The following is a 26,660-nucleotide window of genomic DNA, read 5'->3' as shown; positions in this document are numbered from 1 at the left end:
CCTTGGAAACCGAATGATGGTACGAGCATCCATTCGGCTTCCAAGGCGGCCACGGACAGAACGGGACGAACAGAAAAGAGCGACGGACGCCTACTCCCCCGCCACGCTCGCGCGCAGCTTGGCGGCGATGGGCTCGGATACCAGCAGGAACACGAGCATGACCACGGAGCACGCCAAGCACACGATCCAAGTGCTCGCAAAGGAGCCCGAGACGGCAAAGAGCACGTAGACCTGCCAAAGCTCACCCACAAAGCTCATGCCCGCGAGCACCGCCGAGGTGGCGATAACGGTGAGCGAGCCCAATACGCGGCCACTCACCTTATCGGCAACATGGCCGATAACGAGCGAACCCACGACGCTCACCACGGTGGAGATAGCGTTGGAGATGTTGTACTGCGCAAGGGAAATGCCCAGGTCGCTGACGATCAGCGGCTGGAACAGGCTCATGCAGTTGACGAAAATCGTGTAGCACGTGGCCATGATCACAAAGCCGGAGGTCACCACGAGCCAGCCGGGGAAGAATTTACGCTGCTGGGACATACTGCTCCTTATTTAACAAACGAATAGCCGGCGCCGGGCGCCGGTAGTGCCCAAGATTGCCTTGAAAGACAAGGGCATAGGCCTTACGGCCATGCCCGCAGGCTTGAAAGGCAAGGTTGGGTGCTACCGGTGGTCGGCGATATAGCCCAAAGCGACGGCGGTATAAGCCGCGGCACCGAGCGGCAGCTCGGCATCGTTAAAACGTGCCTTGGGATGGTGCTGGGCAAAATGCTCGTCCGTGTCGGTTACGGCCGCGCCCACGGTAAAATATGCACTCGGAATCTCGCTCGAGATAAGCGCGAAGTCCTCACTCGCCATGGCATGGAAAAGCGGCAAGAAAGCCGACTTGGGCAGCACTGCGCCCACGTAGCCAAGCGACGCCTGAGTCATATCGCTGTCGAGTACAAGCGGCGGAACATCCGAAAGCGTCTCGATGGTCGCCGGCGTACGATATGTTGTGGCAACGCCGTTAACGACCTCCGCGATGCGGGTCTTGAGGTGCTCCATGAGCTCAACATCGAAGCCGCGCAGCGTTCCCTCGAGCACGCAGGTGTCGGGGATGACGTTGGCCGCCAAGCCGCCAGCAAACTTACCAACGGTAAGTGCGACTTCCTTGGCCGCCGGCACCTCGCGGGCGATAAGCTCCTGGAGCGCCAGGTGCACATGGACGCCGGCCGCGATGGGGTCGATGCAGATCTCGGGGCTCGAGCCATGGCCGCCCTTGCCCTGGAGCGTGATGCGGAAACCGTACACGCCCGAAAGCGCCGGACTGCCGTAGAGCACCAGGCCAAGCGGCGACTGGCTGTTGACATGCATGGCAAAGGCCGCCTGAGGACGCGGGTTCTGCAGCAGGCCATCGGCGATGGCAGCGCGTGCCCCTTCAAAGGTCTCCTCGCCCGGCTGGAACAGCAGTTTGACGGTGGCATTGGCGTCGACGAGCTCGGCCTCGCGGGCCTTGAGCAGGCGAGCCGCACCAAGTAGCGCCGTCGCGTGCATATCGTGACCGCAAGCGTGCATGCAGCCGTTGGTGGATGCAAAGGGCTCGCCGGATTCCTCGGCAACGGGCAGGGCATCCATGTCGCCACGCAGCATAATGACCGTTCCGGCCTGTTCGTCCGTGCAGACGCCATTGCCCTGGGCCGCGGCGGCACCGGCACCGACAAGGCCCGCAACACAGGAACCATCGACGAGCGTGGCAAACGGGATGTCCATCTCGGTCAGGCGCGCTTGGATATACGCAGAGGTCTGCGGGAGGTCGTTACCAAGTTCGGGCGTCCGATGCAGATCGTGACGCCATGCGGCAAGCTCATCGGCAAAAGTTTGAGCCTCTTTGACCAGACTGTCGCCAATGGCGGCTTGCGCCGCCGCGGTGGCCTTGGGCGCTGATTGCGGTTGAAGATCTGACAGTGCTGGTGCCATAGATGCCCTCCAGTAACGTTTTTGCAGCAAGCACTTTGATAGCGTAAAGTGCAAGGTACTACTTTAAGGGCGACGCATAAAAAATGCCGCCCCGGGAGGCGGCGCAACAAATTGTTTACAATTGCGGACGCGGCTTTCGACGCAAAAAATCGAAATGCGTCTCGCTCAAGATAATCGAAAGAAAGATGAGCGCGAAGCCGGCGAGCAGGCGCGAGGTGAGCGCCTCCCCCATCAGCAGCACCGAGAACAGCACACCCGAAGGCGACTCCATCGAAAGGAGCAGCGAGCCCGTTGAGGCCGGGACATGCGCCAGGCCGACGTTTTGGATGAGCAGAGCCACACATGTGCAGCCCACCGAGAGAAACGCCATCACACCGATAAAACTCGGCGTCCAAACGGACAGCGGCGCTTGGGTCTCGAATAGCAGCGACGAGATCAGGCTCAGCACGCCGTTGCCCACAAACATCCAAAACGTGATGACGTTGATGTCCATCTTGCGGCCATACTTGGCGGTCACCGCCATCTGGATGGCAAAGAAGACCGCACCGCCCAGTGTGATGACATCGCCGACATTGAACTCGACGCTATCGAGCGCCACCAGACCAATGCCCGCCAGGCACAGCAACGCGGCGCCCAAGTTGTAACGGGTAAGCTTTTCGCCGCTTAGAACGTAGCTCGCAAACGGAACCAAGATGCAGTACGTGCCCGTCAAAAATGCACTCTTGCCTGCCGTGGTCTGTGCCAGGCCGATCGTCTGCAAACCGTAGGCACCCCACATGAGCGCGCCCATGCCAAGTCCAACAATCAGGTTTCGAGCGTTGAAATGGGCAACAATGCGCTCGTGGAAGATGGCAAGCATGACCAACGACGCCGGAAGAAAACGAATGTAGAGCAGCTCGAACACCGGAATGGTATCGAGCGCATCCTTCATGGTGGTGAAGGAATAGCCCCAGATGACCGCCACCGAAAGCAGCAAGACCTTCCAGAACAGCGGCGAGCGCGCACCGGCACCGCGAGAGGCACCGCCGGCACCTAGGTCTTCGCGGGCTACAGGGCTATCGGGCATATTCTCGATTTCGTTGGCAGCGTATTGGGCCATGGAACATCCTCACACTCAATCTGGGCGTGGTGTCCGCACGCGTATGGCTGCGTGCCGCCTCATGGTCAAATAAAAACGGGGCGCACCGGACCCCCGGCACGCCCCGCTACTGTAGCAACAACCGGCGTTGCATCGCAATCCAGCCCACTAAAGCGTTTTGTTCCGCCGTTCTACCGAACGGCGGCCCGGCCGACGCTGCGCGAGCCGCATTCACGCCAATCTGACGTTCAATTTCAAGGGCGCGACCAGAAGGTCAGCGCCCTTTCATTTCACGTCACCTTGGCGCAAATGCGGCTCGCTCGCTGGCATTAGTGCTACATCAGCGTTAACGTTGCCGCACTAAATTAGCTTTGTCGACTCCAGCTTTTCGATGATCCAGTCGTTGGCTTTGATGACCGGACGGCGGAAGATGACGCCCAGGGCCAGCGACGGAATCAGATAGCTCGCCAAGATGCCCAGCTCAATCCAGTACTCCATATGGTAGGCACCGGCCATGGCGGCATGCATGGCGTTAATGCCATGGGTAAACGGCAGGAACGGATAGATCGCCTGGAACACAGGGCCGGTCATCTCGATGGGGAACGTACCGCCCGAACCGCCGACCTGCATGACCAGCAGCACAACGGCCAAAGCCTTGCCGATATCGCCAAACGACACCGTAAGCGTGTAGACGATATTGGAGAACACGAGACTCGCGACCCAGCCCGCCAGCACAAACTGCAGCGGGTCGTCGCACTGGATGCCAAAGAACAGGATGTCGCCCGCGCACACGAGCGTTGCCTGCAGCAGGGCCAGACCGCCAAAGAACAGGTAGCGACCCAGGTAGATCTCGTGCAAGCGCACGGGGATTAACTCATTGATGAGTTCGTCGTCAACCGACACCTTCATCATGGCCGCCAGCACGATCGAGCCGACCCAGAGCGACAGAATCGTGTAGAACGGCGCCATGGCCGAGCCGTAGTTGCGGATCGGATAGACCGGCTTGCGATCGAGCGCGACAGGACCGGAAAGCGACACGGCCAAACCCTCGGGATCATTGCCAATCATCGTCTTGATCGTGGCCAGATCGTCCGACATCAGGGCACCGTCGAGCTCGTCCTTAAAGGCACTGATCTTATCGGACGCTTCACCCAGCTGATCGGAAGCCTTGTTGACCAGCTTTGCAGCCTTGGAGAGGCCCTTTGCCAGCGAACCGGATGCATCGGTTAGACCGGCAACAGCGCTATCAAGATCGCTCGAGATGCCGTTCAGCGAATCCAAAACACCCGAAATGGTCTTCTTGAGCTCCTTAGCCTTAGCCGAGAATGTGGAGTCGTAATCGATCTTGGCACCCGAGACGCCCGCCTTGGCGTCGGCGATCGCCTGGTCGGTTTCGGCGCGGACATCGTTAACCTTTGCCATGCTGTCCGAGAGCGACGTCGCGATGCCCGTCAGCTCCTTGGCATTGTTGCGGTACTCCGTCGCGATTTTGCCCAGCTCTGCAGCCGCGTCCTCAAGCCCTTCCTTGAGCTTGTCGTTACTCACCTGGCCGGCAAGGCTGCGGAGCTTATCGGCCGCAGCGTCAATCTCATCGGCACGCGCGTTGAGCGACGCGGCACCGTCGTTGAGCTGTGCTACCGTCAGATCGACATGCTGGTTCGCGGCGCCAAAGGCCTTTGCGAGCTCGGTGGACACGTTGTCGAACGACCCGGCACTTCCATCAATCGCCGCATCGATGGCATCGCTGGCTGCCTTGAGCGCCTGCCCGGAATCAGCAATACCGCTCTCGGCATGCTCCATCAGCTGCTTCACCGACTGGTCGGTGGTCCCGGTTTGCTTGAGCAGGCCGCCCGCCGACGTCAGCGAATCGGAGGTCGAACTCAAAATGCCCGCAAGCGAAGTCGCGCTGGCCTTGATGTCCTGCAGGTCCTGAACCGAGTCGCCGAGCGTCGAGGACAGGTTGGCGATAAAGTTGCTCACTTGGTCGGTGCTCATGTAATCGAGCAGGTTGGACACCGTCTTAAGACCGATGGACGTGATGGTCTTGGTAAAGGTCTCGTTAACCTGGCTCTGAACGGCACTCGAGCCCTTTTCGGTCACGATCTGGGCGATGGCGTTGGCCTTCTGGTTCTCATAGAACTCAATATCGGCGTGTTTCACGTCGGTCGAGAAGAGCGTCATCATGTCGGAGCTAAAGCTCTTGGGGATTACGACGGCCGCATAGTAAGCGCCCGACTTAACACCGTCGATAGCCTTATCGCGATTGTTGAGCACAACCCAGTCAAAGTTCTCGTTACCACGCAGAGCGGCGGTAACGTTTTCGCCCACGTTGACCTCGACGGGAATCAGGTCGCTCTCGTAACCCTCGTCGGTATTGACCACGGCGATCTTAAGATTGCCGGTGTTGCCGTACGGATCCCAGCTGCCGGCGATGTTAAACCATGCGTAGAGGCACGGTACGATAACGAGGCCCATCACGACAACCAAGCCGATTACGGAGCGAGACACGTTTTGGACATCGCGCTTAAACAGATGCAGGATGTTCTTCATTTATGCCTCACCTCCTTTGGAGTGCTTGCCGAGCGGGGCGTTCTTTTCATTCATCACAAACGTGTCATCCCCGTTCTCGGGCACATGGACCGCATCGCGATGACCGCATTGGCTGACAGTCTGAGTCTTGGGTTCAGACCCCCGCTCGCTCGCATTCAAGCCGAACATGTGACGAGCGGCCGGAATGGCGGCCGTGTGCTCGCGCATCTCGCGGCGCAGGTCCTCATCCGAAAGCGCCGAGATGCGCATCTGGGTGTTGAGGCTTGCGCGGATGTACTCGATGTTGATGAGCCAGCCGCAGATGGCAATGACCGAGATAATCCAGATGACCAGCAGAATGATCTTGCCATTGTTGTCGATATCGAGAACCGTCGACAGGACAAAGAGCAGGACCTGAACGCCCACCACGGCGGCAAAACCGCCCTTGATGTAGTACGGGTAGCGATGTTCAAAGGCGACCGCATGATCGAGCAGTTCGCGACGGTACGAATCGGAATCGAGCATGACACGCATGGCCGTGCGCAGCGAGTAGCGCTGGCGCGGCAGGTCGTTGGACTCGCAAATCATCATACCGGTCGTGGAAAGCTGTTTATCAAAGAGCAGGTTAAGGTTGAGCAGCAGCGGACGCAGCTGCAGACCGATAAAGAGCGCCACGATCAAGAACACGCCCAGAATGCACAGGTTAAACAGGTAGTTGAACGAATACATGCCGCCGACCGTCTCGCGCAGCAGATTGATGCCGTAGGTAAAGGGCAGCAGCGGGTGCAGCCACTGGAAGAAGCCGGGCATCATCTCGATGGGGTACATGCCCGACGAACCCGGGATCTGCACGATAACCAGAATGACGCCGATAGCCTTGCCGATATGCTTAAACGTGGTGGACAGCGCATAGATGATATTGACGTAGGTGAACGAAATGGCGATGCCGCCCAGCACGAACAGCAGCGGGCTGACGCACTGCACGCCAATCACCAGATCGCCTACCGTAACGATGATGGCCTGCAACGCGCCCAGGATCACCATGAGCAACCAGCGGCCAAAGTAGCCTTGGCGCGCCGTAAAGCTGCCAACACCTTCACGGTCGACCTCGAGCTTGTAAATGGCGATGAGCACATAGCCGCCCACCCAAAGCGCCAGATTGGTGTAGAAGGGAGCGATGCCCGAGCCAAAGCTCTTGACCGGATAGATTGACTTGGACGTCAACTCAACCGGAGACGCCATGAAATCTGCCACGTCATTGACATCGACGCCCATCAGATCGGCCAGCTCGCCCATGGACTCGGAGGTCTGCAGCGCCGCGATGTCATTGGCGGCGGTTGCAAGCTTGTCCTGGACCTTGGCAAGCGAGGAATCGGTCTGGGACAGCGTGGTCTTGGCCTGGCCGAGCGTAGCGCTAAGCTGCGCCAACGTGCCGCGCGCATTTGCAAGTGTAGGTGTCATACCCGAGACGATACCGGTCAGGTCGCCCGAAACGGCAGCAAAAGAGTCGAGCGCGCTCGAGGCCTTCGGCAGCGCGTTTTGGCCCAAGTCCGTCTGGGCTTGGCCAAGGTTGGTCGCACCGGTATGAATTGCGTTATTGATAGCGTCACTGGCACCCGAAACAGCCGCTGCGTCATTCGCCATGGCGCTCGACTGCGCGGACAGACCGTCCTTGATGCTCTGAAGCTTTTCATTCTGCTCTCGAAGCAAATCGATGGTCGATACAATGCGCGCGTCAATTTCCTCGGAACCTGTCGACGTGTCATTGGCGAGAATCTCCAAGTGCCCGATAACGGCCTTATTGTGGTCGATCGTCGCTTGAAGAGACTCGAGCGAGTTGTCGATACGGGTGGTCGTAGATGTGACCGCGCCCGTCAGCTTGCCGATGGCAGCGTTCGCAGAGGCCGACGTCTTGGTGAGCGCAAGGCTGCCTTCCGAGAGCGCCTTGGAGAGCGAGGTGATGGAGTTGCCCGCCGTGGTGCGAGCTTCGCTCAGCAGGTCGTTGCCCTGGGAGATCGCCTGCGTCAGCGACGGTGCCTGGCCTTGCAAGCCGGCAAGTGCCGCATCAGCCGAGGCGATAGCGCCACTCGTCTTATCGATGGCGGCATTCATATCGCCAATCGAATCGCGCACCTCGCCCAAGGTGTCGGACGCCTCGGACACCGAACTTGCCAGCGAGTCCTGAGTCTGGGTTGCCTTGTCCTTTAAATCGACTCCGGCATCCTTGGCAATACTGGCAACGGTCTCGCCCACCGTGGAGACAAATTCCGAGTTGATCTGCTTCTCGATGGTACTTGCACCGGTGTCGGTAACCTTGGGTGCAATGGCGCTCTTCTTCTCATTGACGTAGTACGTAAGCTTGGGCTGATGGTAGTTGCCGTCGAGCATCGAAACCAGGTTATCCGAGAAGTTCTTGGGGATTACGATGGCCGCATAGTACTCACCACTCTCGACGCCCTCCTTGGCATCGGCCGCCGAATCGACGAAGGTCCAGCCCAGCTGATCGTTCTCCTTGAGCTGATCGACGACCTGGTCGCCCGCGTTGAGATCGCCCACCAGGTCGTTTTGGGTGCCCCGATCGTTGTTGGCGATGGCAATCTTGATACCCTGGGTATTTCCGTACGGATCCCAGTTGGCCACGATGTTGTACCAGGCATACAGCGAGGGAATAACGCACACGCCAAGGGTAACCACCAAGGCGACGGGGTTCACAAGCAGTCGCTTAATGTCGCGCTTAAAGATCGCAAAGGACACCTTTGCATTGGATAGTTTGCTGCCGAGACTCACGCTTGGACCATCCATCCTGTCGTTAAATCGAATCGTACTATCGACAACCATTGTACGTAGGCGCTTTAGCGTCTCGGAGCACAATGGTATTGACTTTTGCGGGTAGCAATATACTACGAAGATGAGTTAGCGTACAGTTGTACAGTATCTTTAATTTCAGCAGGTCACAAAACCACAACCCCGACAAATAATTGATCCCTTGGTGACGGAGGAAAACGAGAGTAGAAAATCTCCCACTTCAAGCCCGCGCTCGAGCCAAAAGTGGGAGATTATCCACTCTCGTTCTAATCTAGTTACGGTGCCGTATCCCCGAACTACATCAAGTTGCAAACAGCTGCGGCGAAGGCTACGGGGTCCTCGGGGAGGATGCCCTCGACCAGCAAAGCCTGGTCATAGAGCAGACCGGAGTACTGCTTGATCTTGTCGGCGTCGCCTGCCTTCTGGGCAGCGACAAGCTTGTCAAAGACCGGGTGCTTGGCGTTAAGTTCGAGCACGCGCTGGCTCTTGGGCATGCCGTCGGGCGCGCCCTCGGGTCCCTTCTGGAGCACCTTCTCCATCTCGAGCGAAAGCGGGCCCTCGGTAGTGATGCAAGCGGGCGCATCGGTCAGGCGCGCGGAGACGGCAACTTTCTCGACCTTGTCACCGAGTGCCTCCTTCATAGCGCTAAAGAGGTCCTCGTTCTCCTTGGTGGCGTCCTCGGCCTCCTTTTTCTCGTCCTCGGTCGCCAGGTCAAGATCACCGGTTGCGACGTTCTTGAGCTCCAGGTGACGATCCTCAACCTCGGGCTCGGCACCATCGGCCACGGCCTTCTCGGCAGCCTCGCGGGCGGCATCGTCCTCGTAGATCTTGGGCATATCGGCGGCAACGTACTCACGCATAGCCTGGAACGTGAACTCATCCACATCCTGCGTCAGCAGCAGCACGTCATAGCCGCGGTCGAGCACGCCCTTTACCACGGGCATCTTGGCCAAGCGCTCACGCGAGTCGCCGGCGGCGTAGTAGATGGCCTTCTGATCCTCAGGCATGCCCTTGGCATACTCGGCCAGGGTAATCATCTTCTGTTCCTTGGCAGACCAGAACAGCAACAGGTCGGCGAGCTCATCGGCCTTCATGCCATAGCTCGAGTAGATGCCGTACTTAAGACCGCGGCCAAAGTTCTCAAAGAACTTCTCGTAGGCCTCGCGGTCGTTGTCACGCATATCCTCAAGGTCGGCGGTAATCTTCTTTTCCACACGCTTGGCGATGGCCTTGAGCTGACGGTTCTGCTGCAGCGTCTCGCGCGAGATGTTGAGCGACACGTCGGCGGAATCCACGACGCCGCGGACAAAGTTGTAGTAGTCGGGCAGCAGGTCGTCGCACTTCTCCATGATCAGGACGTTGGAGCTGTAGAGCGCCAGGCCCTTCTCGTAGTCCTTGCTGTACAGATCGAACGGCGCGCGTCCCGGCACAAACAGCAGGGCGTCATACTCGAGCGTGCCCTCGGCATGGAAGCTGATGGTGCGCGCAGGATCGTCAAAGTCGTGGAACGTGGACTTGTAGAACTCGTCGTAGTCCTTCTGCTCGACATCGGAGCTGCGCTTCTTCCAGATCGGTGTCATGGAATTGACGGTCTCGAGCTCCTGGTAGTCCTCGTACTCGGGCTTGTAATCGTCGCCGGCGTCCTCGGGCTTGGGTTTCTGGCGGCTCTTGGACACCATCATCTGAATCGGGTAGCGCACATAGTTGCTGTACTGCTGAATCAGGCTCTTGAGACCCCACTCGGTCAGGAAGCGATCGTAGGTCTCGGCCTCGCCGTCGGCATCGAGCTTCTCGTTCTCGCGCAGCGTCAGGATGACATCGGTACCGTGCTCGGCGCGCTCGCCGTCCTCGATGGTGTAGCCCTCAAGACCGTCGGATTCCCACACATGGGCGACATCCTCGCCGTAGGCGCGGCTGACGACCTTCACATGGCTGGCGACCATAAAAGCCGAGTAGAAGCCCACGCCAAACTGGCCGATGATGTCGACATCCGAACCCTGCTGCTCGGCGTTCTCGGTCTTAAACTCCTCGGAGCCGGAATGAGCGATAGTGCCTAGGTTGCGCTCGAGCTCCTCGGCGGTCATGCCAATGCCGTTATCCGAGATGGTAATGGTGCGGGCGTCTTTATCAAAGGAGACGCGAATGGCCAGGTTGCCCTGGTCGATCTTGACGCTCGGGTCCTGCAGACTCTTAAAGTTGAGCTTGTCGACGGCGTCGCTCGCGTTAGAGATAAGCTCGCGCAGGAAGATTTCCTTATTGGTGTAGATGGAGTTGATCATGAGGTCGAGCAGTTTTTTGCTCTCGGTCTTAAATTGACGCATGTGCAGTCCTTTCGCGCTATCCCCGTCCGCAAAAACGGCCCGGTTGCCCGAGCCGCATCGCAGACCTGCTATGTTCAGACTTAGATTTTATAACCCATTAGCGCGCATATATACATACGGAATCGAAAAACTGTATGTCTAAGCGCTCCGATGCGCCAATTGCCAAGGAGTGTCCCCAACCGCCGGCAGAAAAGGAACGTCCCTATCTGCCATCTACGCGCTTGGCCATCCAGACATGGGGTTGGCCCTCGTCTTCGTAATCTACCGGGGCAATTTGCGTGTAGCCCGCCTTTGCATAGAGCGGCAGCACGTATTCCTGCGCATGCAGCTTAATAAGCTTTGCGCCGGCATCGCGTGCACACAAAGCACTGGCATCGACGATCGCACTCGCCAGACCGCGACGGCGCATGCTCGGCAGCACAGCCACGCGCCCCATAATATAGGTCTCCCCCGCTGCGACGCCTTCGTCCAAATCGCACGACGGCGAAACCGGAGCCTCTGAATCTGCCGCGCGCTCAAGCTCTTCGGGAAACACGCGCGAGCAACCGGCAAGCTCGCCGTCTACATAGAGCGTCACATGAATGCAGCTCTGATCCTCGTCGATAGCGTCGAACTCATTCTCGTAGCCCTGCTCGTCTATAAAAACGACGCGGCGCACCAACGCCGCGTCATCAAAGCATCCCGTCTTAAGTTGGATATCCATGGCTGCCCTTTCATTCAATGCGAACGTTAGGGACAGATATTAGCGAAAATGAGCTCCGCGCACGCTAAACTTCGCGCGAGCCTTCGCCAGGCAGTCGTAATGACCCACGTTATGGGCATCGCTCGCGATGAAGCTGTACAGGTTCTGATCGAACAGGCGCTGTGCCGGCTTTTTCTCGCGACCAAATCGACCGCCGGCAATAAAGTCCGCCGAAGCCTGCAGCTTGCAGCCCATATCGACCAGGCGCTCCGCCACGCTTACATCCTTTTGAACCGCACGATAGCGCTCAGGATGAGCGATGATCACCTGGTAGCCACGGCACTGCAAATCGTAAATCGTGTTCTCGTACTCTCTAAACGCATACGCATCGGCATGCGTCGAAAGCTCGAGCAGAAACTCGTTGGTCCCATCGAAATGCAAGTGCTCCGCGGCATCGATACCAAGCTCAACGAGCTTTCGATGGTTGACCTCGAAGCCCATCTGGAGCGGAAAACCGTCAGCGTTATCACGCAGCAGCTCAAAGGCATCCCACATCTTGTCGTAATCAAAATAGGGATCACGGCAGTGAGGAGTGCAAACGATTCTGGTTACACCGGCCCGCTTGGCAGCCTCGAGCATCGCCAAGCTCTCATCGAGATCGGCGGCGCCGTCGTCTACACCCGGCAAGATATGGCAATGAATGTCACGCATAGGTCAGCCTTAATCAACTAAACGTTTGCTCGGTTGGTGAAGATGCCCTTTTTGGAAGTCCCCTGATCGTCGGAGCCCTTCTTCACCTTCTTACCGTCCTTGGTGTAGTAGGAGTAGTAGTACTCGCTGGTCTCGGTCTCGCAGTAGTTCATAACGGTACCAATGAGCTTGACCTTCTCGGACTTCTTAAGCTGACCGATGGCGTTGAGCGCCTCCTCGCGCTTGGTGAAATCCTCACGCACGACAAAAAGCGCACCGTCGGTCAGACTTGCGATCTCGGCAGCATCGATGAAGGTGCCGACCGGGGGAGCATCAAAGATGACGTACTGGAACTTGGCGGACAGTGCCTTTACCAGCTTGGCAAAGCGGTGAGAGACGATGATGTCGGCAGGATTGGGAATATGCGGCTCGGCATCGAGGAAGTAGAAGTTCTTCTGACCCGTCTCGACAATCGCCTGGTCAATAGAAACCTGCTCGGAAAGGACTGCATAGAGTCCGCCGCGGGAGCGGACGCCGAGCATATCGGCAAGGGACCTGCGACGCATATCAGCCTCGACCAGCAGGACGCTCTTGCCGCTGGTGGCGATAGCCTGGGCAAGGTTGATGGAAACCGTAGACTTGCCCTCGTTGGGAATCGAGGACGTAACGGTGATGGTGCGAATGGGGTCGTCCACGCTCGCAAAGCGGATGTTGGCCAGAAGGGTCTTGGCGGCATTCTGTACAACGAGCTTATCGGTGTTCTTTGCCTTAGCCATGCCTATTTACCACCTTTCATAGCCGGAATTCGGCCAACAACGGGAATGCCCAGGAGCTCTTCCGCCTCTTCGGCACCGCGGATGCGGGTATTGAGCATGTCTGCCAAAACGACATAGGCGACTGCGATAAAGATACCGGCGAGGAACGCGACGGCAATATACAGCGTGCGCTTGGGGCCGCTGGGGGCTTCGGGGGTCTTAGCCTCGTCGATAACGTTGATGCTCTGGGCAGCGCCGACGTTCTGAGCGACCGTACTCACCGAGCTAGCTATGGCCTTTGCGACCTCAGCCGTCTCCTTGGCATCGGTGCCGGTAACCGAAAGCGTAATGACACGCGTGGTGGTCTCGGAGGAAACAGACACCTTGTAGTCATCCAGATCGGTGAGGCCCAGTTCCTTGGCGGCGCCGCTCTTAACGCTATCGCTATCCAGCAGCGTGGCGATATCGTTGGAAAGCATCTGGCTCGCCGAGAGGTCGTTGTAGCTCATCTGGCCGCTATCGTCGGTCTTGGCGAGAATGTACATGCTCGTCGTCGCGGTATAGGTGTTGTCCATCGCGGCGAAGGACACGATGCCCATGGCGATCGCGCAGACCACCGGAAGGGTGATGACCAGCTTGAGGTGCTTCTTCAGCAGCTGGAACAGTTCGAGAAGGGTCATGCAGCTTGCCTTTCATTTCCCCAGTTCGGATTGACAAAACTGTCCGTATGTTATCGCATCTTTTTACCGAGACCAAACTCTATACATAAGAAACAGGCTCTCCTGTAAAAATGTCGGAAGCAATCGTAAAATTGCACAACAACGCCGCACCCGAAAGTCAAATGCGGCGTCTACATCAATACCTATGTTGTATCGCTATGCGAATGGCTCGTCCTGCTGTATGGGAAACGTCACCGTAATGGTGGTTCCCACGCCCAACTCGCTCGACAGATCGAGCGTGGCGTGATGATACAGGGCCGCATGCTTGACAATGGCAAGCCCCAGACCGGTTCCGCCGCGCGCCTTGGACCTACTCTTGTCCACGCGATAGAACCGCTCAAATACCTTGCCCTGTTCTTCAGGCGCGATACCGATTCCCGTGTCGGCGACCGCAAGGAACGGATGGCCTTCGTCGTTGGTGTCGCACTGCAGCGTAACCGTACCGCCGGGTCGATTGTAGCGGATGGCGTTGCTCGCCAGATTATAGATGAGCTCGTCAATCAAGCGCGACACGCCTTCGATGACCACAGGCTTGGTCTCATGACTTATCGTCACATTCGCCTGACGGGCGACCTGTTCAAGACGCTGCTCAACCGCGTAGATGGCACGCGAGAGCTCAATAGGCTCCGTGGAACCAATGGGCACCGCCTCGCCCTCAGTTGCACGCTCGGCCTCGTCCAAGTTAGACAGCGTAAGGATATCGTTGACAAGCGCTGCCAAGCGGCCCGCCTCACGATAGATGCGACCGCCAAAGTTGCGCAGGTCGCCCTCGCCCTCGACCATGCCGTTTGCGATGAGCTCGGCATAGCCCGAAATCGCCGTAAGCGGCGTCTTGAGCTCATGGGTGATATTCGCCGTGAACTCGCGGCGCATACGGTCGTTGTCCGCTAGCACCGCCATTTGGCGCTTGAGTTCCTGGCGCTGCGACTCGATACGCTCAAGCATGGGGACCATCTCGGCATAGGCGTGCTCATAGCTACGGCGTGGGTGGTCCAAATCCACCTCTTGCAACGGCGCGATGATGGCACGGGACTCGCGGCGCGCCATAAAAAACGAGAGTACCGCACCCGCTGCTGCGATAAGCAGCATCGGCGCCACCATCGACAGCAAAATCGCCGCAACGCCAGGCTGGGCCTGCGCCAAGCGGACAACCTGGCCGTTATCAAGGGCGACGGCGCGATACAGCATAATCTCGTCGAGCGTAGAGCTTGCGCGCTCCGCGGAACCCGAACCACTCTCAAAGGCCTCGATGACCTCGGGGCGATCGCCATGGTTGGGCAGTGTGGAAGGCGACGCCTCGTTGTCGTAGGCAACCGATCCATCCTTGTTAATCAGCGTGATGCGCAAGTCCTCGCGATCGAGACTACGCAAGAACGGGATGGGCTCCTGCTGTTCGTCGAGAGCGGCAGCAATGAGCTCGGTTTCCTGCGCCAGATTGGCACTCGTGGCATCCGCCAAGGTGTTTTGCACAAAGAACGCACCCAGCACCGTAAACGCCACGATAACCGCCATGGCGCAGACAAAGATCGTCACAAAAACGCGGTGCGACAGCGTATGTTTTCCCTGGGGGGCGAAGACCACGGGTTACTCCTCCGATGCGGTGGCCGCGGTGTCGTCACCTTCGGCACCATCACCGGCAGAAGGCTCGGCCAAGCGGTAGCCCACGCCGCGCACGGTCTCGATGGCGCTGGCATGCTCGCCCAGTTTTTGGCGAAGCGTCTGCACGTGCACGTCAACGGTGCGCGAACCGCCGTCGAAGTCCCAACCCCATACGCTCTGCAGCAACGACTCGCGGGTAAAAACCACGCCGGGCTTGCGCATGAGGTACTCGAGCAGGTCGAACTCGCGCAGGGTGAGCTTAAGCGGCTCGCCGGCAACGGTCACCTCGCGATGGCTGGGCGAGAGCACGATGTCGCCCACGCTGAGCACATCGCTCGCCTGCTTGACCATGCCGCCGCGACGCAGCAGTGCGCGGCAGCGGCTGGCGAGCTCCATGAGCGAGAAGGGTTTAGTCAGGTAATCGTCGGCACCGCCATCGAGCGCCATCACCTTGTCGAGCTCGGTGTCCTTGGCAGTAAGCATCATGATGGGCACCGTCGCCGTCAGGCGGTCGGCGCGCAGGCGACGCATAATCGCCAAACCATCGGTATCGGGCAGCATGATGTCGAGCAGGACGGCATCGGGTACCCGTCGCGCCACGGCGGCCTTAAACTCGCCGTCGCACGAAAAGCCCTCGGCCTCGATTCCCTGCTTGCGCAGCGCATAGACCGTCAAATCCCTGATGTTGTCATCGTCCTCGACGTAATAGATCATGTTGAACCCCTTTGCGGCCGGCATGACCGCATCTTAACCCTAAAGGTACCTTTACTAGATGGTATCAGCCAAAACGTATCGTCAAATAATCCGCCGTGCGCGGATCGGTCGGATTTTTAAAGAGCTGCGCGGTGGGCGCGTGCTCCACCAACTCACCCAGCAAGAAAAACGCGACCGAATCGGAAATACGCGCGGCCTGCTGCATGTTGTGCGTCACGACCACGAGCGTGCATGTCTCCTTGAGCTCGCAGGCCAGCTGCTCAACCACCAGCGTCGACACAGGGTCGAGTGCCGAGGTCGGCTCGTCCATCAGCAGAATGTCGGGCTGCACGGCAAGCGCGCGGGCGATGCACAGGCGCTGCTGCTGTCCACCCGAAAGACCCAGGCTCGACTCTTTGAGCTTGTCCTTGACCTCGTCCCACAGGGCAGCGCGACGCAGGGAGTCCTCGACCAGCTCATCGAGCACGACGCGGTCACGCACTCCCATGCCGCGCGGACCATACGCGACGTTGTCGTAGATGCTCATGGGAAACGGGTTGGGGCGCTGAAACACCATGCCCACGCGCTGGCGAAGGCGGCAGATGTCGTAATCGCCCAGGATATCTTGACCATCGAGCGCAATCTTGCCCTCGATGCGGCAATCCTTGATGCCGTCGTTCATGCGGTTAAAGCAGCGCAGCAACGTTGACTTTCCGCAGCCCGAAGGCCCGATGAACGAGGTGATCTGCTTGTCGCGGATCTTGATATTCACGTCCTTGAGCGCATGATGGTCGCCATAGAACAGGTCGAGGCCCTCGACGTCGATGCGCGTCGGCGAGGCGGCAAGATCCTCTGCCGTGGGGCGAGTCGCATCCCCAACCTCGCGCTCGTGCGCGGCCTCAGCCTGCGCCTCCATGAGCTCCTCAAGCTCTGTAGGCTCCATCGCCGCAGCAGCCGTCATACCGCATACCTCCATATCGATATCAATTCAGCAGTATCGATAGTAGGAATCGTGGCTCATACGCACGTGAGCACATTGTCAAGTGTTTGTAAGGGCACGCTGGCTATGCGGCGGGCAGCTCGATGGTGAATATCGTGTGTTCGGGCGTCGATTCACATGCAACGGTACCGCCGTGTGCCGTGATGATCTCCTTGGCAATAGCAAGGCCCAGACCGGCACCACCGCGATTGGTCGCACGCGCCGCATCCAGGCGATAGAACTTCTCAAAGATCACCTTGAGCTTAGCCGCAGGGATGGGATCGCCCTGATTAATAAAGCGCACGCGCACGCCGCCGTCGTCTTGGCGCCTGGCCTCAATCGTGATAGTCGAGCCCTCATAGCTATAGGCGACGGCGTTTTTCATGATGTTGTTGAACACGCGGGCCATCTTGTCGCCATCCACGAGCACCGTCAGGTCCTCGCGAATATCAACTTGGGCTTCCTTATGCTGCTCGTTGAGGATGGGATAGAACTCGTCAGCCACCTGAGCCAGCAGCAACCCCAGATCAACATAGCCGCGCGTGAGCACGATATCGTGGAAGTCAAAGCGCGTGATATCGAAGAACTCTTCGATGAGCGCATCGAGCCGGTGCGCTTTGTCGAGAGCCACGCCCGTAAAGTGCGCACGTTGCTCAACCGGCAGCTCGGGAGCCTCTTGCAGCAGCGAAAGATAGCCCACCACACTGGCAAGCGGGGTGCGTAGGTCATGTGCCAAGTACGTGACCAGATCGTCCTTGCGATGAGATTCGTCACGCAAGGCCTGTTGCACCTTGCGCTCACGGTCACGCACGCGGTTAAGGGCGCCCTCGACCTCCAAGAAGTCGCCGTCGATGTTGTCCCAGGTGTCGGGGTGATCGATCAGGCGATCTTGAATACGAGCAGCCAGCACACAATCGGCATGCTGCTCGCCCTGCTCGTAGCCCTGGTAGTACAGGGCGCGGCCGCACAAGAACAGCACGCACGCGGCAAGCGCCAGCACAAAGCCAAGCATGTTGAATACAAAGCCGGCATCGAACAACACCGGCCCTTCGATGCCGCCGAGCGCCATGGCGCCAATCGCCAACGTCATGGCCCACGCGGCGCCGCCAATCACCACGCAGCGGCACACGATCTCAAATCGATCGATCAGCAAAAAGCCAACAAGCAGCACCGCCAAGATTCCAGCGATGTTATCGATGCCAATCAGCAGCAGGCTCAGCAAAAAGAGCAGCACCGTTGCAAGCGCGCGGTTGTCGACGACTGACCTCACGTATTCAAAGAGTCGATCGGGCACCTCGAACGCTTGCCTATCGTCTTTTGTCATATCAAGATCCTCACAAGCGAAAAGCGTTATTCGATGATGTAGCCGACGCCCCAGACGTTTTTGATAAAGCGCGGCTTTTGTGCGTCGTCGCCGATCTTTTCGCGCAAGTGGCGAATGTGCACCATCACCGTATTGTTGGAGCCGGGCATAAAGTCCTCGTTCCATACCGCGCGGAACAGGTCCTCCACGGCCACCACGCTGCCGCGATGCTCGACCAGATACAGCAAGATTGAATACTCGGTGGGTGTGAGGCGTACCGGTGAACCGTCCACCGTTACGGAACGAGCATCGCGGTTGATCTCCAAGCCGTCGAGCTGAATGGTCGGCGACTCGGCCGCCTGCGCACGGCTACCGTAGCTGGTGTAGCGGCGAAGCTGAGCGTGCACACGCGCGATGAGCTCCAGCGGGCGGAACGGCTTAACCACGTAATCGTCCGCACCAAGCGAAAGGCCCTCGATCTTGTCTTGCTGGGCATCGCGCGCCGTCAGCATGATCACAGGATAGGTATGGCTGGAACGGATCGTACGCAGCAGCTCAAATCCATCGATATCGGGCAGCATGACATCCAGCAGCGCCAAATCGAACTCCTGCTCCAAGATTGCCTTGGCAGCATCGGCCCCGCTATAGGCAATCTGGACATCAAAGCCCTCTTTTGTAAGGTAGATACCAACCAAGTCGGCGATGGCCTTCTCGTCATCAACTACCAAAATGTGCTCGTTCATGCGTGCTCCTCTCGCGCTCCATTATGCCCGAGGCGACGCACGCCACACACAACAAGCGTGGGTGATTAAGTCGACCTTAAGCACCCTTGTGCCCGTTCGGGCGCGGATGTGGGCCACACACGCACGCGATGATCGCCGACGCCGGCAAACGATATACTCTAGTTCCAGAAGAGACCATCCCGTCGAAAGCGAAATCTGTGAAGTCCCTCACCTCTTTTGCAAAGCGCTCAGCCCAGCTTGCCGCCGGCTTTGTCTGCGCTATCGCTCTTGCCACTGGCGCGCCCACCGTCGCCGGCGCCCAAGTGCTCACGACCGACAATGTTTGCGGCAAAACCGCCGATGCGCGCGGCATCACGGCCGAAAACCTGCCCGATATCGATGCGACCAATGCCCTCGTCATGGGCAAAGACGGCACCGTCTACTATGGGCGCGGCGCCGATGAGCAGGTCAAAATCGCCTCGATCACCAAGGTCATGACCGCAATCCTAACCGTCGAGAATTGCAAGATGGACGAGAAGGTCACGGTGAGCAACGCCGCAGCCACCGTGGGCAATTCGACCGCCGGCTTGCTCGAAGGCGACAAGCTTACCGTGGAGCAGGCGCTGCGCGGCCTGATGATTCCCTCGGGCAACGACGCCGCCATCGTGCTCGCCGAATATGTGGGCAAGAAGATCGACCCTAAGACCAAAGACGCCGAGGCCACATTTGTGAAGGCCATGAACGAGCGCGCTAAGAAGCTCGGCTGCACCGGTACGCTTTTTGAAAACCCGCATGGTCTGGACTTTGATGAGTGGGCTGGCGATATGCACTCAACCGCACACGACGTGGCGCTGATGATGCAGGAGGCCATGAAAAACGACACGATCCGCGAGGTCGTAGCGAGCGAGGATTCCTGGATCGAGGTCACGGGCGCCGACGGCACCGACCATTCGCATTCCATGGACACGCATAACTATTTGCTGGGCCAAGATGGCAACATCGGTGGCAAGACTGGCACCACCGACGATGCAGGCTATTGCTTTACGAGCGCCTACAACCGCGACGGCGACGAGATCTACACCGTCGTTTTGAACTCCACCACCACCGACCAGCGCTTTACCGATACCGCAACCCTTGCCAATTGGTACTACGGTCACAAGGCGGCGGTCGCAATCGCCAACACGCAGGAAAAGACTGCCAACGGCAACCCGCTTATGGCGCGCATTAGTCAAACCGACTGGACGGATAAGACGATCGACGCCACGCTCGCCGATCCTACGGCGCAAGCGACCGTGTTTTCCCTTGCCGGCGAGGTGACCGAAAAGGTTAGCTACGACGATCTTTCGGGCACGGTGCATGTGGGCGACAAGGTGGGCAGCGTTACGCTCAAGCAGGACGGCACCAAGATCGCCGTCATGGACCTGGTTGCTGACGAGGAAGGCGCAGGGCCGAATCCCATTGAGTGGCTCCTTGTGAAGCTCGACCGCCTGGGCCGCCGCATCGACAACCGCCCACTTGCGGCAGAGAGCGAGACCGTAGCCAAGGCTCCTGAGATGTAGGGCTGGGGGAACATTACATTTGAGATTGGAGAGGCGTCCAACGGGCGCCTCTTTTTGAATACCTCTTAAACGGGATGCGTCAGAATCACCAAAGCGACATTGCTAGCCGTTTACCTTCGCTGTGTCTTTTCGGACCTTGAAAACGGGTCCACCGGGCATGCTAGTAGATCCTTTCGACCTCCTTGGTCAAGGCCCTGAAAAGATCCCCAGCTGAGGGGTCTGCCCCAGGACACAGCGATTGCCAGGCACCCGTTTCTCCGATGGTGCCCGCACTCGTCATAACAAGATCGTCGCTCCGCCTGCGAATGGAAACACTAACGGAGCGGCCATTATGGAACCCATGGATATCGACTTTATTTATGCGCCCATCAGCTAGATAACTAATCATGACATTGATGCTGTCACCATACTCCGGCAATTCGAAGCCGTGGGAATCCATCAATAGCTTCACGTCCTGATGGTAAATGCGGGCCTCGACGACATTCTTGGGCATCTTCCCCGTCTTTGTTGGAGAGCAAAAGCTGATGCTTGGCTCCTCTTCGCTCATGCCTCGGTCAAACCTAAGCATGCACGGGCATACCGACTCAATGGTTCGCAAGGCGTCCGCCGCGACCTTTTCCTCGGTAAACATCTCCACGTCGATGCCGTTTTCTTCCATATAGGCACGGTTTTTACGTTGAAGCTCTAGCCGAGCCGCAGCCTCCCCATCTCCACGCTGTTCCCAATTTCCGGAGTCGGCGACATTTCGATCGAATGTAGAATCAACGGAACATGGCGCTTGCTGTTGAGTCTGATCACTGTCGCCGAGACGCCTTAGCTCGGAGCGTCTCATCAGTAGTGTCACAATATCAAACAGCCAACCAAATCCAAAAAGGCCAAAGGTAAAGAGATATAGAAAGAAGCTACCCCACATCCGTGCATACGCCCTATGAGCGCCCGACCACCCAAGAAGGAAGCATAGCAAAAGCGCCTTGTTTGCCCTGTCAACCGACGTAATCTCTCGAGTGAGAGATTTCTGTTCAGGCTTCGCCAAAGGTGTAATTTCATGCGATGAAACAGTAATTGAGGACGTCCTTGACGCCGAGCTCCGAGCGCCTGATTTAGCAACGGCGCGAGCGACATCCCCAACTCCGACGGTCGTTCTGCTGTATACGGCATTGTAAGCAGCCTTCTTCGGATTTTTGATCCACCCCATGCCCTTCTTACCATAGCCGGGGATTATCGCCCGCTTTACCGCGCGCTTCGCTCTGCCGGTCGTTCTTGCCTTGAGTGATGTCTTTAGATTCGGCTTACGCAGCCCGACCTTTACCATATTTCTACTCCATCCCCTCGGAACCCCACACCGGGGTGCACGAGCACGCCTGGGTCTCCCCGTTTTCAAGCGCCCCGTGTTTGCCTAATGTTCACGCCCTTTCGGACTCTAATCCCCAGCTGCCATTCTTGATAATAAAAAAGGGCCCCAAATGGGACCCTTCTTCAAAGTCATACTGGCGGAGAGCTGGGGATTCGAACCCCAGATGCCCTTTTGGGGCATACTCGCTTAGCAGGCGAGCACCTTCGGCCTCTCGGTCAGCTCTCCGTAACAGCCGTTCTATAGTAACCAAACAGCCGAAGTTGGGCAAGGGGAATTTTGAGGCGTTTCCTCTTTTACCTCTCTTTTACCAGTAAACGTCTCAGTCAATCATCTCAACCTGTAACATCTGCAGGCCGTAATCCCCTCCAGATGTTACAGGTTGAGACAAAGATACAAGAACGGCCCCAGCGACAGCGCGGACAGCCCATTCTTTATTTGTCCTCTCGAACGGTCTCCAACAGATAATCGCGCATGTACGGAATTGCAAACGAAACACAGCCATAGCCCGCGGGCTCAATCAACCCCGCATCGATCAGACGCTTGCGATATGACCCAACTTTGTTCGCCGACAAACCCATCTTCTTGGCGATATCGCCGTTGGCGATATCGACGCCCTCGCATTGAGCCATCGCCGCGAGATACTGAAACTGCCGTTCCGACACCCTGCGCAGCGCTGGGGCAATCACCATAGCATTAAAGCTATCAAGAGCCGCCTGGATACCCTTACGAGCCGCCTCTTCGCTCACGCTCTCCGCCCCACTGCGCGCAGCAACCTGCCAAGCGTAATATCCGACCAGCTGGACCATAAAGGGATAGCCTGCCGAAGCTTTTGTTAATAGCTCAGCGGCACCTTTGTCGAGCTCCTTGCCCGCTCGTCTCATCGTATCCTCAAACGATCCGCCAACTTCAAAATCGGAAAGCCGAGTAAGTTCAACATGTTTGGCTCGCTGAAGGAACGTCAACGTATCATCCACCACCACGCCATCTACCGATGTCGGCAGCCCGGCGAAAGCGAAAGCGACATTCGCTCCTTGGCGGATCAAGAGCTGCATCTCATTGCCTAGCTCGCGCATTTCCTCAGTTGAGGCATCCTGGATCTCGTCGAGCGTAATGAGCAGACCACCGCGCTTCGCAGCATCGTACATCGCCTCGCCCAGATGAGAGGCCGACTTCGACATCTCCATGGAGCCAAGGCTGACCCCTAAAATCGATGGGGAAATCGAGATTGATTCAAGACGAACGTTTCGCTGCAGAGCCTCGAGGATTCTATTGCAAAAACCAGCATTGGAGGCAACGTCAACGACCTCGAATCCTTTTTTGCGTGCAAGGTCACCCAATGCATTAAGGAGCACCGTTTTACCTGTGCCTCGGACGCCCGAGATGCGCATGAGTCGATCGGGGGCACCAGGACCATTCTCAAGAGCCTCGGCAAAGTCATCCAAAACAGTGTCCCGTCCGATAAGCTCAGGCGGATTCATGCCCGCCGTTGGCTTAAAGGGGTTAACAGCTTTCATCATTCTGCCCTCCTCTGCTAGTTTTAACAACTTTAACAAAGTTTAGCAACTTTAGCAGAGTTTAACAGTTTTAGCAGGCTCGGCGGCTTTATGCCTTACCAATCCTGCCGGGTCCTCCCGCCCGCGCCGATACAAATAGCGCGGTGCGGCCCCTCTATATCGCCCCTACCCCAGCGAGCGGTTGAGGGAGCCGAGCTCGTCGTTACCCATGGTGCGCCACATTTGGAAGATGCAACCGCGTGCAAGGAAAAAGAAGCCGTTGTCGACCAGTTGCACGGCGGCATCCGCCAGCTGATTCGTCACGGCGGACACTGGCGGCAGCTCAAGTCCAGCCGTGCGGATGGTCTCGACCGCTTCCTCGAACGTCGGCGGCTCGCTGACGCCCATCTCGTTCATGAGGCCCTGCATTTCTTCCAGCGCGCTGCTGCCCGATTCCTCACCGCGCGGCACTAGACGGTAACAAGCCAGCGCCAGGTCGAGCTGATCGCAATTCCAATAGGCAAACGCCAAGCGGTAGAACAGGTAGCCAATTGCAGAACGATCGCTGGCAATACGTAGGCCGTGGCGCGCCACCTCGATAATCTCGTCAAAGCGCTCCAGACGCGCAAGCACGTTGATGAGCGCAAAGTGCGATTGCATGGACGAGCGCGCCAGATCGTAAAGATGGCGCACCTCGGGCAGTGCTCGTTCAAAGTCCTCTTGCTCGGCGTAAAAGCTGCAAATCTCGTGCTGGGCAAAGTACAGCGCATCGGGCGCACGAAGGATCCGCACAGAGTCGTCTTCTTCCAACACCGGTAGCACCATGCGCACCAGCTGGTTATCGCAAAACTGCGTTTGAACCGGACCTGTCGCCAAAAGCTCGGCGACGGCGCACTTAGCCTCCAACTCCTCGACAAGACGGGAAAAGCCTTCAAAAGCACCTGTACGGTCGACTTTTGCCTGCTCGCGCAATTCAACAACACGGGCCACGTATGGGTCGTCGTCCTCTTCCATGACCTCCAACTCGTCAGCCGTATCGGCAAGCAGCAGATCGCGCAGCGCCGGCGGCAGCGTGCGATGGTCATCACGCGGACGAGCATGAACCTCCGCAGGCTCAATCGTCTCCGGAGCGGTTGACTCATACGCCTCAAGCACACGCTTGCACGGCATATCGTCCATGTCCATGCTCTCAAGATCCTTGGCGACAGGCACGCAATCGGCCAGATAGGCCGCGCGCCCAAAGAAATACGTTGCGACAACGCGCTCGCCCTGCTCACTGTCGGGAGCAGTAATCTGCACATAACAGCGCGTGATGCAGGTGCCCGCGGCAAAACACGCTGCCGCAAGCGTGAGTGCCACGCGCGCATCGTGCTCCGCGGCCCAGATCGCGCGCGTGTCCTCGTCCAGCTCGCGCCAGGCGTCATCTTGAGCGTCGTATTCACGTTGCGGCATGGCATCCACGACAGAGCGTCCAAACCGAACGAGCATAATCCCCTCGGCAACGTTTGCCCGATAGGTATAGTCGAGCCGCGTGACCACGTTAAGCGCCTCGACAATGCGCGCGAAGCGGGTACGCACATCCCACTCACCGCCCGGCCGGCAAGCCACCGTACCCGGTTTGCCCCACGGGTTATCGCTCGAGGCCGTATCGAGCAGTCGGGGAACATCGTTGGTCGTCTTGGCGATATGCCACGCATCAAAGAGCGCGCAGCCCTCAAGACTCGGCGAGGATGCCGCAGGGACCAATCCGGCCCCGATGCGCTCAAGGATGCCGGAGAGGCGGTTGAGACGACACTCGATGGCAAGCAGCATGTCAATCTCGTCCTGATCCAGCAGGCTACGATCAAAATTGAGATAGAAAAGCTTTGAGCGATCAATGCGAGCCAGGCTCATTTCGGACTTGGCGGCAATGGTGCGCAGACGGGGCAAGTCGACCTCGCTCATAAGGGCGGCGGCATAACGCTCGATACCACTCGGATTCTCGGCATGGTCAACGCGGTAAAGCAGCGTCTCGATAGCGTCGGGGAGTGGTGACGTGTTAAAGCCCAAAAACACCTCGACCGGCTCGGGTAACTTTACGAGCTTGATCTTGTCGACAACGTTTTGCATGTCCGCATCGAGACCGTCGACGCCCGCCGTGTTCGCAATAGCGCTTTCGGAGTTGGCAAATATCACGTAGCGCAGGAACATCGATGCCATGAACTCGCCGTAAGGAAGGGAGCGGGCCGAATTCCATGTCTCGTGGTCGGACTGCTCGCGCATGGGGCCTTCGGGAGAGCCGGCAGTTTGCGCACACACGCGCATTGCGCCGTTGGCTTCCCTTACCATAATCTCACCAATACTTGAATCCGACTCGTCAAGGACCAGTTCCATGTCGGGATCGTTGGGCAGCGGAGCCTCGCTGACGGGGCGGTCCACCTTGTACACCTCACCCGAAACGCTTACGTAGCCCAAAAGCGACACATGACTTTTGCCAACGAATTCGACGACATAACAAGATTCATGCTGATCCTCGCCAAAGAGTTTCCAGACCACGCCATATGAGCGTCCCGCAGGCTGCTCGGGCATCGCCGGAAAGCGCTTCTTGGGATCGAGAAACCTGAGCTTGTATGTCGGACGCTCTGCCACGAAATATCACCCTGATCAGTCGTTGAGAGAAGGAGTGGTCGCGGATGGGCCGCGACACCTACTCGGAATCTTACACGAGTCGACAGGAAATCGTCCCTTTGGACGAAAGCACTCAAGCTGGCGCAAAAGAAAAGCCCCCGTTGCCGGGAGCTTTAATCTCAAATGGTGCGGCGTATAGGATTCGAACCTATGACGTTCTGATTCGTAGTCAGACCCTCTATCCAGCTGAGGTAACGCCGCGACTTGTTGGTTATTATGCACATGGACTGAATAATCGTCAAGCGTTTTTCAAAAAAAGTTATTGAATTTGATTTTTACTCATTTTAATCACTTGATGCGATCTTCGACGCATCGCGATATAAAAAAGCCCCCGTTTCCGGAGGCTTAAAACTCAATTGGTGCGGCGTATAGGATTCCGCGCATCCGCTGCGCGGATCCGCACCGGCTTCGCCCGCCTGTCGGCGGACTCGCCCGCTCGCTAAAAACGCTCCGCGTTTTCTTGACGCTCGCGCCTCGAACGAGGTTCGAATCTCCGCAATGCCCCCGTAAAGGAAAAGCCCCCGTTTCCGGAGGCTTAAAGCTCAATTGGTGCGGCGTATAGGATTCGAACCTATGACGTTCTGATTCGTAGTCAGACCCTCTATCCAGCTGAGGTAACGCCGCAACGCACGGATTATTATGCACGTGACCCCTCGATGGGTCAAGCGACAATTTGGAAAAATTTTATGCAGTGATAATTAACCTTGATTATCGACTTCATCCGAACACCTCCCACATTCATCCGTACATGTG

General features: G+C 57.9%; 19 protein-coding genes and 3 tRNA genes. 1 reads left to right on the top strand and 21 read right to left on the bottom strand.

What is annotated here, in order from left to right:
- Nucleotides 1–90: 90 nt before the first annotated feature.
- From DXC52_RS00110 to DXC52_RS00040, 15 genes are all read right to left on the bottom strand, one after another.
- Nucleotides 91–540, bottom strand: a complete 450-nt coding sequence (locus DXC52_RS00110; RefSeq protein WP_199409393.1) for a hypothetical protein — start codon at nucleotides 538–540, stop codon at nucleotides 91–93.
- Between the two features lie 123 nt (nucleotides 541–663).
- Nucleotides 664–1,959 (bottom strand): M20 family metallopeptidase, encoded by a 1,296-nt coding sequence (locus tag DXC52_RS00105; RefSeq protein WP_117745660.1) that lies wholly within the window; start codon nucleotides 1,957–1,959, stop codon nucleotides 664–666.
- Between the two features lie 115 nt (nucleotides 1,960–2,074).
- A complete protein-coding gene (locus DXC52_RS00100) occupies nucleotides 2,075–3,058 on the bottom strand; it encodes a DMT family transporter (RefSeq protein ID WP_117745659.1) in 984 nt (327 codons plus the stop codon).
- A gap of 339 nt (nucleotides 3,059–3,397) precedes the next feature.
- Nucleotides 3,398–5,587 carry a YhgE/Pip domain-containing protein gene (locus DXC52_RS00095; protein WP_117745658.1) on the bottom strand — a complete coding sequence of 730 codons (2,190 nt, stop codon included), beginning with the start codon at nucleotides 5,585–5,587 and terminating at the stop codon, nucleotides 3,398–3,400.
- The gene (locus DXC52_RS00090) at nucleotides 5,588–8,353 is read right to left on the bottom strand and encodes a YhgE/Pip domain-containing protein (protein WP_233504691.1); all 2,766 of its coding nucleotides are present in this window, start codon (nucleotides 8,351–8,353) and stop codon (nucleotides 5,588–5,590) included.
- 314 nt (nucleotides 8,354–8,667) lie between these two features.
- On the bottom strand, nucleotides 8,668–10,692 hold the full coding sequence (gene htpG, locus DXC52_RS00085) for a molecular chaperone HtpG (RefSeq protein WP_117745657.1): 2,025 nt from the start codon (nucleotides 10,690–10,692) through the stop codon (nucleotides 8,668–8,670).
- A 202-nt stretch (nucleotides 10,693–10,894) separates the two neighbouring features.
- Nucleotides 10,895–11,395 (bottom strand): GNAT family N-acetyltransferase, encoded by a 501-nt coding sequence (locus DXC52_RS00080; RefSeq protein ID WP_117745656.1) that lies wholly within the window; start codon nucleotides 11,393–11,395, stop codon nucleotides 10,895–10,897.
- A gap of 39 nt (nucleotides 11,396–11,434) precedes the next feature.
- Complete coding sequence (locus tag DXC52_RS00075; RefSeq protein WP_022094060.1) at nucleotides 11,435–12,085, bottom strand: tyrosine-protein phosphatase; 651 nt, start codon at nucleotides 12,083–12,085, stop codon at nucleotides 11,435–11,437.
- A gap of 17 nt (nucleotides 12,086–12,102) precedes the next feature.
- Nucleotides 12,103–12,840, bottom strand: a complete 738-nt coding sequence (locus tag DXC52_RS00070; protein ID WP_035136836.1) for a CpsD/CapB family tyrosine-protein kinase — start codon at nucleotides 12,838–12,840, stop codon at nucleotides 12,103–12,105.
- Nucleotides 12,841–12,842: 2 nt separating this feature from the next.
- On the bottom strand, nucleotides 12,843–13,499 hold the full coding sequence (locus DXC52_RS00065; RefSeq protein ID WP_117745655.1) for a YveK family protein: 657 nt from the start codon (nucleotides 13,497–13,499) through the stop codon (nucleotides 12,843–12,845).
- 195 nt (nucleotides 13,500–13,694) lie between these two features.
- Nucleotides 13,695–15,119: a cell wall metabolism sensor histidine kinase WalK gene (locus DXC52_RS00060; RefSeq protein ID WP_117745654.1), complete on the bottom strand. Its 1,425-nt coding sequence runs from the start codon at nucleotides 15,117–15,119 to the stop codon at nucleotides 13,695–13,697.
- 3 nt (nucleotides 15,120–15,122) lie between these two features.
- Complete coding sequence (locus DXC52_RS00055; RefSeq protein ID WP_089572665.1) at nucleotides 15,123–15,851, bottom strand: response regulator transcription factor; 729 nt, start codon at nucleotides 15,849–15,851, stop codon at nucleotides 15,123–15,125.
- A gap of 64 nt (nucleotides 15,852–15,915) precedes the next feature.
- Nucleotides 15,916–16,791: a phosphate ABC transporter ATP-binding protein PstB gene (gene pstB / locus DXC52_RS00050; RefSeq protein WP_199409392.1), complete on the bottom strand. Its 876-nt coding sequence runs from the start codon at nucleotides 16,789–16,791 to the stop codon at nucleotides 15,916–15,918.
- Nucleotides 16,792–16,894: 103 nt separating this feature from the next.
- Nucleotides 16,895–18,133: a sensor histidine kinase KdpD gene (locus DXC52_RS00045; protein WP_117745653.1), complete on the bottom strand. Its 1,239-nt coding sequence runs from the start codon at nucleotides 18,131–18,133 to the stop codon at nucleotides 16,895–16,897.
- Between the two features lie 26 nt (nucleotides 18,134–18,159).
- Nucleotides 18,160–18,855, bottom strand: coding sequence for a response regulator transcription factor (locus DXC52_RS00040; RefSeq protein WP_117745652.1), 696 nt, complete (start codon nucleotides 18,853–18,855; stop codon nucleotides 18,160–18,162).
- Nucleotides 18,856–19,052: 197 nt separating this feature from the next.
- Here DXC52_RS00040 and DXC52_RS00035 point away from each other — a divergent pair, with 197 nt between their 5' ends.
- Nucleotides 19,053–20,393 (top strand): D-alanyl-D-alanine carboxypeptidase family protein, encoded by a 1,341-nt coding sequence (locus tag DXC52_RS00035; RefSeq protein ID WP_158554554.1) that lies wholly within the window; start codon nucleotides 19,053–19,055, stop codon nucleotides 20,391–20,393.
- Between the two features lie 160 nt (nucleotides 20,394–20,553).
- Here the strand turns inward: DXC52_RS00035 and DXC52_RS09965 are convergent, their stop codons facing one another.
- From DXC52_RS09965 to DXC52_RS00005, 6 genes are all read right to left on the bottom strand, one after another.
- Nucleotides 20,554–21,705 carry a TM2 domain-containing protein gene (locus tag DXC52_RS09965; protein WP_035136829.1) on the bottom strand — a complete coding sequence of 384 codons (1,152 nt, stop codon included), beginning with the start codon at nucleotides 21,703–21,705 and terminating at the stop codon, nucleotides 20,554–20,556.
- A gap of 176 nt (nucleotides 21,706–21,881) precedes the next feature.
- Nucleotides 21,882–21,972, bottom strand: a tRNA-Ser gene (locus DXC52_RS00025).
- Nucleotides 21,973–22,178: 206 nt separating this feature from the next.
- Nucleotides 22,179–23,264 (bottom strand): AAA family ATPase, encoded by a 1,086-nt coding sequence (locus DXC52_RS00020; RefSeq protein ID WP_229042026.1) that lies wholly within the window; start codon nucleotides 23,262–23,264, stop codon nucleotides 22,179–22,181.
- A 162-nt stretch (nucleotides 23,265–23,426) separates the two neighbouring features.
- A complete protein-coding gene (locus tag DXC52_RS00015; protein WP_117745650.1) occupies nucleotides 23,427–25,868 on the bottom strand; it encodes a lipopolysaccharide assembly protein LapB in 2,442 nt (813 codons plus the stop codon).
- A 163-nt stretch (nucleotides 25,869–26,031) separates the two neighbouring features.
- Nucleotides 26,032–26,108, bottom strand: a tRNA-Arg gene (locus DXC52_RS00010).
- A 346-nt stretch (nucleotides 26,109–26,454) separates the two neighbouring features.
- Nucleotides 26,455–26,531, bottom strand: a tRNA-Arg gene (locus DXC52_RS00005).
- Nucleotides 26,532–26,660 lie beyond the last annotated feature (129 nt).

Origin of the sequence: Collinsella sp. TF05-9AC (genome assembly GCF_003438495.1) — a bacterium.
Classification (GTDB): Bacteria; Actinomycetota; Coriobacteriia; order Coriobacteriales; family Coriobacteriaceae; genus Collinsella.
This window is presented reverse-complemented; position numbering and strand designations above follow the sequence as displayed.